This window comes from Yeosuana sp. (genome assembly GCF_057126245.1).
In genome coordinates, this window is the sequence record NZ_DBNGMQ010000027.1 from 26,622 (window position 1) to 40,901 (window position 14,280).

The following is a 14,280-nucleotide window of genomic DNA, read 5'->3' on the forward strand; positions in this document are numbered from 1 at the left end:
TTATGTTTTTGTTGTTTTTTGATATTTAGCAACTGTACACTGTAACAAATATGTTAACACTAACCAAATACTATAACATCATTTCATATTTATTATTAAATTCGCCATCATAAATAAAGAAACAATCACATGACATATTTCAACTTTAAGAAATGGAACACCATTACTGGTTGGTTCACTTTTTTAATAGCTTTTATAACGTATGGTTTAACGGTTGAGCCTACAGTAAGTTTTTGGGATGCTGGAGAATATATTTTAACTTCATCAAAACTTCAAGTTGGCCATCCGCCAGGGGCGCCTTTATTTCAAATGTTTGGAGCGTTTTTCTCTATGTTTGCCTTTGAGCCTTCAAAAATTGGATTTATGATGAATATGATGAGTGCCATAGCTAGTGCATTTACCATTCTATTTATGTTTTGGACCATTACGCTGTTACTTAAAAAATTACTGATACATGAAAAGGAATTATCGCAACAAAAAGCGATAGCCATTTTAGGTAGTGCACTTGTAGGTAGTTTAGCATTTACATTCACAGATTCTTTCTGGTTTAATGCCGTTGAAACAGAAGTGTATGCCATGGCGACCTTAATTATGTCTATTTTATTCTGGCTAGGATTACGTTGGGAACAAGAGATGGACGAGCCAAGAGGTAATCGTTGGCTTATATTAATTGCTTTTGTTATTGGTTTATCATTTGGTGTGCATTTTATGGGCTTACTTACCATTCCTGCCATAGGTCTTATTTACTTCTTTAAAAATTATAAAACGGTTACCGTTAAAAATTTTATTATAGCCAATATTGTTTCCATTGCAATTCTATTATTCATCTTTAAATTATTAGCGCCTAACATTTTAAAAATATTTAGTGCCTTTGAAATTTTCTTCGTGAATTCTATAGGACTACCATTCAATTCAGGTTCTATAATTGCTGGAATTCTTTTAATAGGTGTTATCTATTATGGTTTAAATTATACCCGTAAAAAAAATTATATTCATCTAAATACAGGTATTCTCTGTGTAACCTTTATTATTATCGGGTTTTCTACCTGGTTACTGCTCCCAATACGAGCGAATGCCAATGTGGTGATCAATGAAAATAACCCTTCAAGTGCCAGAGAATTATTAGCCTATTACAACTTAGAGCAATATCCAGAAACCCATTTGTTTTATGGGCCTTTGTTTACAGATCAATACGCATATCTTGACGAAAACAATCCATATGTAGATGATAAACCGAAGTACGAAAAAGATGAAACTAAGGGTGAATATGTCATTGTAAACGATTATAAAAACGCCAAACAAAATTACAACTCAAAACACGCCGCCATACTTCCAAGAATGTGGAGCGCCGAACATGCTGAAAATTACATGATATTTTCTGGTTATTTAGATTTTAAATTAAAACCTGAATACCAGATGCAAAATGAGCTAAGAACACTAGTTACCAATTTCAAAAACGATGTCGCTCAAGGTAATGTTGATTACGAAGACTATAATACTTTTTTAAAACGATACAAAAGCTACATTGATATTGAAAAACCTTCATTAGCCAGCAATATTTCGTATATGCTGCAATACCAACTCGGCTACATGTATTGGAGATATTTTATGTGGAATTTTACCGGACGACAAGATGATATTCAAGGCAGGTACGATAATCATGGTAATTGGATTAGCGGTATAAAACCTATTGACGAATGGCATTTAGGGTTGTCTCAAGACAATCTTCCTAGTGATGTAGAAAACAACAAAGCCCGAAATACGTACTATTTTTTACCTTTAATTTTAGGTTTAATAGGTTTGTTTTTTCTGTTTAATAAAGACAAGAAATTATTTTGGACGATGCTGGTCTTTTTCCTTTTTACAGGGTTGGCTATTCAGTTTTACACCAATGTACGTCCGTTTGAACCAAGAGAACGCGATTACTCTGTTGTAGGCTCCTTTTATGTGTTTGCCATTTGGATTGGTTTTGGAGTTTTTGCTATTTATGATGGACTTAAAAAACATGTATCTTCTAAACTATTAGCTCCTGCTGTAGCTATAGTTTGTTTAGTTTTAGTTCCAGGAATTTTAGCAGCAAACAATTGGGATGACCACGACCGGTCTGATAAATATACGGCCAATTCTATGGCTAAAAAGTACCTTGACTCTTGTGCTGAAAATGCCATTTTATTTACCATTGGGGATAATGACACCTTTGCACTTTGGTACGCTCAAGAAATTGAAGGCTACAGAACCGATGTGCGTGTAGTAAACACCAGCTTATTTCAAACAGATTGGTATATAGACCAAATGAAGCGTAAAGCTTATGACAGTGACCCTATTCCTTCACAGTTAACCCATGATCAATATAAATACGGGACAAGAGACTATATTATCAAAGAAATTATTGTTGAAGACACTTTAGATGTTAAAGATTTTCTTAATTTCATAACAAGTGATAATCCAAGAACAAAATATAAATACATCTTACAACAACAAGATATCGATATAAGTCAAATAAGAAATCAAGATTTAAATGCAAACTATTTACCTACGGAATATTTACGTCTTCCTGTAAATAAAGAAAATGCTTTAAAATATAGTATTGTAAAACCAGAAGATGAAGATAAAATAGTGCCTTATATTGTCATTCGGATTAAAGAAGGTGCGCTCTATAAAAACAGGTTATTAATGTTGGATGTTGTTGCTAATAATGATTGGAAACGACCCATTTACTTTACTGGAGGAAGTTTTGGAGATGACGATTATATTTGGATGAAAGACTACCTGCAACTCGATGGGATGTGTTATAAATTAGTACCTATAAAAACTCCTGTTGATAAAGCTAATCCTTTTGATATGGGACGCGTAGATAGTGATTTAATGTATGAAAAAGTTAAAAACTGGTATTGGGGAAATAGCGGAAGTCCAGATATTTACCACGACCCTGAAACTAGAAAAAATTCTATTTCATATAGAGGTAATCTAGCCAGATTAATCGAACAATTGATTAATGAAGACAAACTAGATAAGGCCGAAGAAATAGCTGATATCGCTATGACCAATATGCCTGTTGATTATTTTGGATTTTACACCTTGCTAGAACCATACATAAGTACATATTACGAAGTTGGGAATAAAGAAAAAGCACAACAACTATTCAAAGATGTTGCTGAAAAATATCAAGAAAATTTAACCTATTACAGCAGTTTAACTGTAAGCAATCAAGAACGTTTGTTTGAAGATATTTACACAGATATTCAGCGTTATAAAGGGTTGGTCGATGTATTATTAAGCTACGATACAGATTTTGCAAAAACTGAAAGTGAAATATTTAATAATTATTTAAGGCTTTTTAATCATTTTTATGGAGATGACACAGTCGAAGAAGCGCCTTTAGACAAAGATATTCCTGTAGATAGTAGTTTAGAAATTAACTAAAAATGTCTATAGTTCCTGTAAAAACGCCTTCGGTGGTTCAAAAAATGTTTCCAAAATATGTATGGAACATGGTAACTTCTGAGCCTGTTATTTATCTAACTTTTGATGACGGCCCTATTCCAGAAATCACAGAAAGTATCTTACAGCTTTTAAAAAAGTATGATGCCAAAGCGACGTTTTTTTGCATTGGTGATAATATTGAAAAACACCCTGATGTTTTTAAAAAGATAATTAATGATGGACATTCCGTTGGGAATCATACATACAACCATTTAAAAGGTTGGAAAACTAAAACGAAGGAATACCTTAAAAACGTATTAAAAGCACAAGAAAAAATGGATGATTTTATGGGAGAGCATCTTATGTTATCACATAAATTATTTCGCCCACCTTACGGACGCATAAAACTTAAACAATCGAAGCAACTTGCAACATTAGGCTATAAAATTATTATGTGGGATGTTTTACCTTTTGATTGGGATAAAACCTATTCAGAAGAAAAAGTATTAGAGCATATTATTAAAAATACTGAAAAAGGAAGCATTATTGTGCTTCATGATAGTCTAAAAGCATCAAAAAATATGCTTTATGTACTCCCAAAAATTTTAGAATATTACACCCATTTAGGATATTCGTTTAAAGCATTAAAATTATAAGTACTGCTTTATAATGCCGATCAAGGTATTGGCATCCTGCTCTCCGCTTTGACGCCATTTCATCTCACCATTTTTATAAATAATCAATGTTGGCAAGCCTTTGACCCTAAGTGCTTCGGCAAGTTCTTGGTTCTTTTCAACATCAATTTTAATAACCTTTGCTTTATCTCCAAGAGCAGCTGCTACATCTCTTAAAACTGGATGCATTGCTGTAGATTGATCATTCCATTCAGTGAAAAAATCTAACAAAACTGGAATATCTATATCTATTAGTTCTCCAAATTTTGACATATTCTATTGTTTATTAGTCAAATGTACTTATACAAACCTACGTATTTTTTTCATATTATAAATAATCACAGTATTTTATAATACAATTGTGAATCTATTAATATAAAAATACACAATTTCTTTATAACTACAACACATGCTTACAATTAAGCCATCTTAGCCCCCTTTTTAAGTTCAATAACAGTTATCTCTGGCCATATGCCTACACGTCCTGGAAATGCATGATATCCAAAACCTCTATTTACATTAATATACCTTCCAAATTCAGAATACAAGCCAGCCCATTGTTTGTAAACATATTGGGACGGACTCCACTTAAAAAATCCTGGAATTTCTATGCCCATTTGCAAACCATGGGTGTGACCACTCAAGGTTAGGTGGTAATTAAAATCATCGTGCTTTACTTTATATTCCCAATGAGACGGATCGTGAGACATAAGTATTTTAAAATCATCCCTTTGTATTCCCAAAGACGCTTGTTCTAAATCTCCTGCCTGATTAAAGCCTTTTCCCCAATTTTCGACACCAACCAACGCAATTTTTTGCCCATCTTTTTCAATATATCTATTTTCATTTAAAAGCAAATCAAAGCCTATTTTAGGGTGAACTTCTTTAACCGCTTGAAAATTCTTTACTTTATCGTCTTTTGAAGGCCAATCAACATAATCGCCATAATCATGATTTCCTAAAATAGAAAATTTACCATAGGGCGCTTCAAAGTCCTTAAATACATCTATCCAATTATCCATTTCGTCAGCCTTATTATTTACAATATCACCTGTAAAAAGAAGAAGATCGGATTGTTGCTCATTTATTAAATCAATGCCGTATTGAATCTTTTCTTTGTTTGTAAAACTCCCCGAATGAATATCAGATATTTGTGTAATAGTAAACCCATCAAAAGCATCGGGTAAATCGTCAAAAGTTAATTGATATTTTAAGACTTTATAATTGTAACGCCCTTGAAAAATGCCATATAAAAAGGCGGCAAACGGAATAGCGGCGATGCCTAGAGCTAATTGAGAAATAAATAAACGCCTACTAGCTATAGGTTGTGTTGGACTTGATGACACATATGATATCCCTTTTTGAAACATTCTAAAAACATCTTCACCAAACATAACAATCACGAGAACCAACTTTGGAATTAAAAAAGTAATTAATAATCCTGCTGCTAACTGAAACCCTTTGGTTTGCCCAGCGCTTCTTGGTGTTGCGTACAACGTATAAAATAAATTAAGATAAATTCCTAAGGCTATAAGAATCCAAATCACCCTAATAACCTTACTGTTTGAAATGGTTTTAAGTGCCTGAAAGGCATAAAACTCAACAACAAAAAAGATGATAGAAGAAATTAAAAGTGCCACTATAAAGCGAGACATAAGCTGTTTTTGTTTCAAATTTATAAAGTAAAATACATTATGACATGGTATTTAATGTAAGATTAACAATTTATTAGTCTAATACTAATAGAAAAGCTTAAGAAAATACTTAAGCTTTTTAAATTAAATTCCACACACAACCTAAATTTCTATTACAGAAAAGATGACTATGGGGGCTAAAAACCTTATATCAATCTACAGAACCTCAAAAAAAAAGCGCGTAATATAAAGTTTTTCTTATTTCAGATAATGTGTGGAATTATAAATTACCATTTTATATATTCTTCATTACTTCCGTCACTATCAATTTGATAATGAAAATCTATCTCTAATAAACCAGCCTCACCACTATAAGTATCAGTGCCTGCTGAAGAGTTTCTAAATAATCTGCACACTAACATATTAGACAGTGTTTTATCAGTAGCAACAATACCTCCGCTACCTAAAGGAGTAATAACATGTTCATATAAAGCAAAGATTTATAAACCGTATTTATAAGATTCTTTGAAACTTCCTTTTTTAATTATCTTAGATGACAATTACAATAACTATCTATTTGATGAAATATCAATTTTGATACTAATTAATAACTATTATTATTTTATATTCTTTCTAACCTTTAACAAATGAAAACCGATCCATTAAAACTAACCTCTGCTTTCATTATTCTATTGTTTATGCTCTCTTGTAAAAAAGAAATTCAGATTTTAGAATCTGCTCCAAAAGACAAACCTTTAATATCATACGTAAATCCATTTATTGGAACTGGTGGTCATGGTCACACGTTTCCTGGAGCTACATTGCCCTTTGGGATGATGCAATTAAGTCCCGACACTCGCCTTGATGGTTGGGATGGTTGTTCTGGTTATCATTACAGCGATAATTATATCTACGGGTTCTCACACACCCATTTAAGCGGAACAGGTGTTTCAGACTATGGTGATATATTGTTAATGCCAACAAATAAACAATGCTTTAACAATGGTGCAGATGGAAAATCAGGTTACAGAGCACCTTTCTCTCATGATACTGAAATTGCAGAACCTGGCTATTACAAAGTACATTTAGACAGTACAGATATAGATGTAGAACTAACCGTTTCAAAACGAAGTGGTGTACATAAATACCAATTCTCTTCGTCTGAAAAGCAATATGCCATTGTAGATTTAATTCATCGTGATAAGGTTTTAGACGCTCAAATTGAAAAGGTTTCTGATACTGAAATTACTGGTTACCGGTTTTCTGATGCTTGGGCAAAAGACCAACGCTTATTTTTTGTAATAAAAACATCGCATCCTTTTTCAGATGTTTTACAATCGCCACCAGAAGAAGGCATGGCAGGAGCACAAAAGATAGCTTTAAAGTTTTTAAACCCAAACAACGAACCCGTTTATATTAAAATAGGAATAAGCGCCGTAGATATTGCAGGTGCTAAAAAAAATCTGGACCAAGAAATTGGCAATAAAAGCTTCAATCAAGTTAAACAAGAAGCCCAAAATACTTGGGAACAAAAACTTGAAAAGATAGTTGTTGAAAGCAATACTAATGATTATAAAACCAATTTCTATACGTCTTTATATCATACCATGATTGCCCCAAATTTATATCAAGACGTTGATGGTCGATATCGCGGAATGGATTTAAACATTCATCAAACTAAAGATTTTGACTACTATACTGTATTTTCTCTTTGGGACACATATCGTGCTGCACATCCTTTATATACTATTATCGAGCAAGCTAAAACCAACGATTTTATAAACACTTTTATTGCTAAATATGATGAAGGTGGCATCATGCCTATTTGGGATTTAAGCGCTAATTACACGGGTTGCATGATTGGCTATCATGCCGCTCCAGTTATTGCAGATGCCTATTTAAAAGGTATAAAAAATTATAATGTAGAAAAGGTCTTTGAAGCCATGAAACATAGTGCTACACGAGATAAATTAGGATTAAAAAGTTATAAAAAACTTGGTTTCATTCCTGTGGAAGAAGAAAGCGAATCTGTTTCCAAAACCTTAGAGTATGCCTACGACGATTGGACCATAGCTCAAATGGCGAAAGCCATGGGAAAAGAAGTTGATTTTAAAATGTATTCTGAACGTGCGCAATACTATAAAAATGTATTCGATCCAGAATCCCAATTTATGAGAGGTCGCTTTAGAAATACATGGTTTACACCTTTCGATCCTTATGAGGTAAATTTTAATTACACTGAAGCCAACGCATGGCAGTACAGTTATTACGTTCCGCAGGATGTCTCAGGATTTATGACACTTCTTGGTGGAAAAGATAAACTAGACGCTAATCTTGATAACCTTTTTGCCGCAAAAGCAGAAACTTCTGGACGTAATCAAGCAGATATTACTGGTTTAATTGGCCAATATGCACATGGCAACGAACCCAGTCACCATATGGCCTATCTCTATAATTTTGTAAATAAACCATACAAAACACAAGAAAAAGTACATACAATTTTAACGCAATTGTACAAAAACCAACCTGATGGTATTTCTGGAAATGAAGATTGTGGACAGATGAGTGCTTGGTATGTGTTTAGTAGCTTAGGGTTTTATCCCGTAACTCCTGGAAGTAACCAATACATTATTGGAACTCCATTATTTGAAAAAGCTACAATCAATCTAGAAAATGGGAAACAGTTCAACATTCGAGCTAATAATTTAACTAAAGAGAATTTATACATCAAATCTGCTTCATTAAACGGCAACAATTTAAATAAAACATTTTTATCGCATAATGATATTGTAAATGGAGGTGATTTAGTATTTGAAATGAATAATCAACCCTCAGATTGGGGAATAAATGAAGGCCAAGAACCGAAAACCGAAATCAAAGAAAACCTAATCACACCAGCGCCTTTTATTGCTAAAGGCGATATTGCTTTTAAAGGTGAAACCAGAGTGGTTTTAGAGAATGTAGATAAAACGGCTATTATTGTTTATAGTTTAAACGATAATGAATTTAAAGAATATAACACACCTCTTGTTATTTCGGAAGCTTCTAATCTGAAAGTTTATTCAGAAAAAAACGGAATAAAAAGCGCAACAATCGAAACACAATTCTATAAAATTGATCCGAATATTTCAATCAAATTAGAAACAGAATATGCTAACCAATACAATGGTGGCGGAACCAACGCTCTTATTGATGGTGTTTATGGCACAGAAGATTTTAGAACAGGTACTTGGCAGGGTTACTGGAATGAAGATCTTATTGCCACCGTTGATCTTGGTCAAGAAAAAAAATTAAGTGAAATTTCTATAGGATTTTTGCAAGATCAACGAAGTTGGATTTTTTATCCCTCAGAAGTAGAGTTCCTTTTGTCTAAAGATGGTAACAACTTTATTAAATTGCCATTGACTAAACGAACATTTGATACAAAAACTTCAGAAGATGTTCAAATTACAAAAGTTTTATACTTTATTAAAGACCCATCAAAATACCGTTATGTTAAAATCATCGCTAAAAAATTAGGAAAACTTCCAAAATGGCATTTAGGCTATGAACACGATGGGAAAAGCTGGATTTTTACTGACGAGATCACCATAAAATGAACATTATGAAACTAAGAATATTTTTAAATTACAATAAATACAGTCAGTCTTAGTGCAATAAATCTAACAGTGCTTTTATTTTATCTACATTAGAAATTGCAATTGCAGTTTCATTAAAATGCTTTTCACTATTCATTCTTATTTTAGGAATGCCTTTTGTATATTGAAATTCAGAAAGAGAACAATGAATTTCCTCAAAACCAGCATTTTTGAATTTCAATGCATTTTCTAAAGATATACCGCCAGCTGGCAATATAGTTATATTTCCTTGTGAGTATTCTTTTAATTTTGTTAAAGTTATTAAACCTTCTAAAGCGGTAACTTCTTGACCAGATGTTAAGACACGATGCACTCCTATTTCAATCAAATCATTTAAACTATTAAAAGTGTCCGGGACCCAATCAAAAGCACGATGAAACACAAAAGGTAAAGGTTTAGCGAGCTTTACAAGTTCATGTGTTCGTAATACATCTATTGAGAAATCTGTTTTTAATACCCCTGAAACAATTCCTGCACAACCCAGCTCTTTGCAGATTTCAATATCTTTTTTCATAATATTAAATTCCTCAATAGAATATGTGAAATTTCCACTTCTTGGTCGTATCAAAATAAAAACAGGTATAGATAGTGTTTCTATAACCTGCTTAATCAACCCGTAGGACGGGGTAATACCTCCAACCGCCAATTCGGTGCATAATTCAACACGGTGCGCTCCTGCTGCTTCTGCATTGCTAGCAGAAGCATACGAATTTGCACAAATTTCAACTATCATAAATTATGACTTAATAAGACGTTTGAAAATACGTTATTTAATTTCATCAGTTATGTTTTCATATAAAACTACTAATATTCATAAAAATATTCTAGTTAATTATCTATATCTTGGTATTTTAGTTCTATGTAAAAAACAAAGCCAATCATTTAAACAAGGATGTATCTATTCAAAATAGATCTTTTATTACAATAAATTCATGGAAAGACGAAAGTTTTTAAAAAATTCAACGCTTACAGCAGCTGGTATTATATCTACGCCTCTTTTGGCCTCCTTTGAAAAGAAAAATAAGAACAGGTTACGCAATACTGCGAAATCTGTTTTACCAATGGTAGTTTCTACCTGGCATGTTAAAAACGCAACTGCTAAAGCTTGGGAAGTACTTCAAAATGGAGGAAGTGCACTAGATGCAGTTGAACAAGGTTGTATGGTTGAGGAAGCTAATGAAAAAGGACAATCGGTTGGCAAAGGAGGTTTGCCAGACAGAGATGGCAACGTTACCCTAGACGCCTGCATTATGGATAAACATGGTAATTGTGGTTCTGTGGTGTATCTTCAAAATATTACACATGCTGTATCGGTTGCTAGAAAAGTTATGGAGCAGACACCTCACGTGATGCTAGCCGGTGAAGGAGCAAAACAATTTGCCATCTCAAAAGGATTTAAAACAGAAAATTTATTAACAGAAGCTTCAAAAAAAGCGTGGAAAGATTGGAAAGTTAAAAGTGCATACAAACCTATTATTAATATAGAAAACCATGATACTATAGGCATGATAGCGATAGATAAAAATGGTGATATTTCTGGTGCTTGTACCACTAGTGGTTTGGCTTATAAAATGGGTGGGCGCGTTGGCGATAGTCCAATTATTGGTGCTGGTTTATTTGTAGACAATGAAATTGGAGCATGTGTTGCAACTGGTTTAGGTGAAGAAGTCATTAAAACAGTAGGAAGCTTTTTGGTAGTAGAATTAATGAGACAAGGAAAAACGCCTCAAGAGGCTTGCGAAGAAGCTATCAGCAGGATTGTCAACAAACCTAATAGTGATTACAAAAGCTTTCAGGTGGGTTATATCGCCGTAAACAAGGAAGGTCAAACAGGAAGTTATTCAATTCACCAATGGTTTAGTATGACCAAATTTCAAGATGGTAAAAATGAGCAAATCCAATCAAATTATTTCTTAAAAAACTAAGTCTTGTTAACAAATATTACTTCAAACCTGCGTTAAGTTTTGTAGTTTTGGTATTCTATCAATATTTCAAATATGTCAGAACAAAAACGTCTATTTTTAGTTGATGCCTATGCCCTTATTTTTCGTGGCTACTATGCCTTTATAAAAAATCCTAGAATCAATTCAAAAGGTCTTGACACGTCGGCTATTATGGGGTTTATGAATTCCCTTTTAGACGTTATAAAACGTGAACGTCCAGATCACCTGGCTGTTTGTTTTGATAGAGGCGGCAGTGTAGACCGTGTTGAAATGTTTGAAGCGTACAAAGCCAACAGAGACGAAACACCCGAAGCCATTAAAATAGCAGTTCCTTATATTGAACAAATCCTAAAGGCCATGCATATTCCTATTATGGTTAAGGAAGGATTTGAAGCTGATGATGTGATAGGAACACTTTCAAAACAAGCCGAAAAAGAAGGTTACAAAACGTTTATGGTGACTCCAGATAAGGATTTTGCGCAGTTAGTATCTGAAAATATTTTTATGTACAGACCCGTTTTTGGCGGTGGTTACGAAACATGGGGCATCCCCGAAGTTCAGAAAAAATTTGAAGTAGAAAACCCATTGCAGGTTATTGACTTTTTGGGTATGATGGGAGATTCATCCGATAATATTCCAGGATTACCGGGTGTTGGCGAAAAAACAGCAAAAAAATTCCTTGCACAATACGGCAGCATGGAAAACTTACTCGCTAACACACATGAGCTAAAAGGAAAAATGAAAGAAAAGGTTGAAGGAGCCAAAGAATTGGGAATGTTATCCAAAAAACTAGCGACAATCATGCTTGATGTTCCTGTGGAATTTGATGCTAAAGATTTTGAATTAGACCAGCCAGATGTCGAAAAAGTAACGGGAATTTTTGAAGAATTAGAATTCAGACAGTTGCTTACCAATTTTCAAAAAACATTTTCAAATGAAGTTCAATCGGCCTCAGATATCGCAAAAGACAACGCATCAAAAAAAGAAAAAGTAGAAACGAAAGCTACAAACACCAGTGCTGGAGCCGGACAGTTTTCTTTATTTGGCGGTAATTCAGAAGAAGATATTACAGCAAATTTCAGTAGCCGAAATACCATTGAAACGACCTCTCATTTCTATCAAAGTATAGCCTCTGGTATGGCAACGAAATTATTCATTAATAATTTAATGAAGCAAACCTTTGTTTGTTTTGATACCGAAACCACAGGTATTAACCCCATCACTGCTACTTTAGTTGGTATTTCTTTTTCTTGGGAAGTGGGCAAAGGCTTTTACTTGCCATTTCCTGAAAACAGGGAGGAAGCCCAAGCAATCATTGAACAATTACGGCCATTTTTTGAAAATGAAAACATTCAAAAGATTGGACAAAATTTAAAATACGACATTAAAGTTCTTCATAAATATAATGTAAAAGTAAAAGGTCCTTTATTTGACACCATGTTGGCTCATTACCTTATAAACCCAGATATGAGGCATAATATGGATGTATTAGCGGAAACGTATTTGAATTACACTCCGGTTTCTATAACAGAACTGATTGGTAAAAAGGGGAAAAATCAACTTTCAATGCGAGATGTTCCTTTAGAAAAACAAACCGAATATGCTGTTGAAGATGCCGATATCACATTGCAACTAAAAGAACATTTTGAAAAAGAATTGGGCGAAGCCAATACACAAACTCTTTTCGATGAGATTGAAATTCCGCTATTACGGGTATTAGCAGCTATGGAATTAGAAGGTATTAATCTTGATAAAGATTTTCTAAATTCTCTTTCTGAGCAACTCAACATAGATATCGCTAAACTTGAAAAGTCTATTTACAAAGCCGCTGGTGAGGAATTTAATATCGCATCACCAAAACAATTAGGAGATATTCTTTTTGATAAACTAAAACTAGTTGATAAACCTAAAAAAACCAAAACAGGTCAATATGCAACTGGAGAAGATATTTTAAGTTATTTGGCAAAAGAACATGACATTGTTAAAGATATTTTGGAGTATCGCGGACTTTCTAAATTAAAAAGCACCTATGTTGATGCCTTGCCAAACCAAGTAGAAGCCATAACAGGCAGAGTTCATACCGATTATATGCAAACCGTTGCTGCCACAGGTCGTTTAAGTAGTAACAATCCTAATTTACAGAACATTCCGATTCGTACAGAACGCGGAAGGCAAGTTAGAAAAGCCTTTATTCCAAGAGATGAAAATTATACGCTTTTAGCTGCAGATTATTCTCAAATAGAACTGCGCATTATTGCTGCCTTAAGCGAGGAAGAAACAATGATTCAAGCCTTTAAAAATGGTGAAGATATTCATGCAAGCACCGCTTCAAAAGTGTTTAATATCCCTTTAAATGACGTGACACGCGAACAACGTAGCAACGCCAAAACCGTAAACTTTGGTATAATTTATGGAGTTTCGGCCTTTGGTTTAAGTAATCAAACCGATTTAACACGAAGTGAGTCAAAAGAATTAATTGATACCTATTATGAAACCTATCCTAAATTAAGACAATATATTAATAATCAAATTAATTTTGCTCGAGAAAACGGGTATGTGCAAACCGTTTTAGGAAGGCGTCGATATTTAAAAGATATTAATTCCAGAAATGCCGTTGTGCGCGGGGCAGCAGAACGTAATGCCGTAAATGCACCTATTCAAGGTAGTGCAGCAGATATTATTAAAATTGCTATGATTCGTATTTTTGATAAATTAGAAGCCAGTAATTATAAAACTAAAATGCTATTACAAGTACATGATGAATTGGTGTTTGATGTCTATAAACCAGAACTTGAAAGCATTAAAACCTTGGTGAAAACCGAAATGGAACACGCATATAAACTTGAAGTCCCATTAGATGTTGATTTGGGCGTTGGTAATAATTGGTTGGAGGCGCATTAAAGGGTTTTTTAACATCAATTTTTTTATAATGGCGTATCTTGGGTTGGAGGTTTGGTAATTTTAAAAA

The 14,280-nt window shown here is 33.6% G+C and carries 9 protein-coding genes; 5 read left to right on the plus strand and 4 right to left on the minus strand.

Going from position 1 to position 14,280, the window contains the following annotated elements; all coding sequences use genetic code 11:
- The first annotated feature begins 129 nt into the window (after positions 1-129).
- A complete protein-coding gene (locus AC15TD_RS02690; RefSeq protein ID WP_484450599.1) occupies positions 130-3,423 on the plus strand; it encodes a glycosyltransferase family 117 protein in 3,294 nt (1,097 codons plus the stop codon).
- Positions 3,424-3,425: 2 nt separating this feature from the next.
- On the plus strand, positions 3,426-4,079 hold the full coding sequence (locus AC15TD_RS02695; RefSeq protein WP_484450600.1) for a polysaccharide deacetylase family protein: 654 nt from the start codon (positions 3,426-3,428) through the stop codon (positions 4,077-4,079).
- On the opposite strand, the gene AC15TD_RS02700 is transcribed toward AC15TD_RS02695, so the two are convergent.
- The 3 genes from AC15TD_RS02700 to AC15TD_RS02710 all read right to left on the minus strand — a co-directional run bounded on the left by AC15TD_RS02700 (position 4,074) and on the right by AC15TD_RS02710 (position 6,153).
- Positions 4,074-4,370: a thioredoxin family protein gene (locus AC15TD_RS02700; RefSeq protein ID WP_188649607.1), complete on the minus strand. Its 297-nt coding sequence runs from the start codon at positions 4,368-4,370 to the stop codon at positions 4,074-4,076. The genes AC15TD_RS02695 and AC15TD_RS02700 overlap by 6 nt on opposite strands.
- 146 nt (positions 4,371-4,516) lie before the next feature.
- A complete protein-coding gene (locus AC15TD_RS02705) occupies positions 4,517-5,752 on the minus strand; it encodes a metallophosphoesterase (protein ID WP_484450601.1) in 1,236 nt (411 codons plus the stop codon).
- A 266-nt stretch (positions 5,753-6,018) separates the two neighbouring features.
- Entirely contained in the window at positions 6,019-6,153 is a 135-nt protein-coding gene (locus AC15TD_RS02710; RefSeq protein ID WP_484450602.1) for a hypothetical protein, read from the minus strand.
- 225 nt (positions 6,154-6,378) lie between these two features.
- On the opposite strand from AC15TD_RS02710, the gene AC15TD_RS02715 reads away from it, so the two are divergent.
- Positions 6,379-9,330 (plus strand): GH92 family glycosyl hydrolase, encoded by a 2,952-nt coding sequence (locus AC15TD_RS02715; RefSeq protein WP_484450603.1) that lies wholly within the window; start codon positions 6,379-6,381, stop codon positions 9,328-9,330.
- A gap of 49 nt (positions 9,331-9,379) precedes the next feature.
- Here the strand turns inward: AC15TD_RS02715 and AC15TD_RS02720 are convergent, their stop codons facing one another.
- Positions 9,380-10,102, minus strand: a complete 723-nt coding sequence (locus tag AC15TD_RS02720; RefSeq protein WP_484450604.1) for a copper homeostasis protein CutC — start codon at positions 10,100-10,102, stop codon at positions 9,380-9,382.
- 199 nt (positions 10,103-10,301) lie between these two features.
- Between AC15TD_RS02720 and AC15TD_RS02725 the strand changes: the two genes are divergently transcribed.
- The gene (locus tag AC15TD_RS02725) at positions 10,302-11,294 is read left to right on the plus strand and encodes an isoaspartyl peptidase/L-asparaginase family protein (RefSeq protein WP_484450605.1); all 993 of its coding nucleotides are present in this window, start codon (positions 10,302-10,304) and stop codon (positions 11,292-11,294) included.
- A gap of 72 nt (positions 11,295-11,366) precedes the next feature.
- The gene (polA, locus tag AC15TD_RS02730) at positions 11,367-14,213 is read left to right on the plus strand and encodes a DNA polymerase I (RefSeq protein WP_484450606.1); all 2,847 of its coding nucleotides are present in this window, start codon (positions 11,367-11,369) and stop codon (positions 14,211-14,213) included.
- The last annotated feature ends 67 nt before the right edge of the window (positions 14,214-14,280 follow it).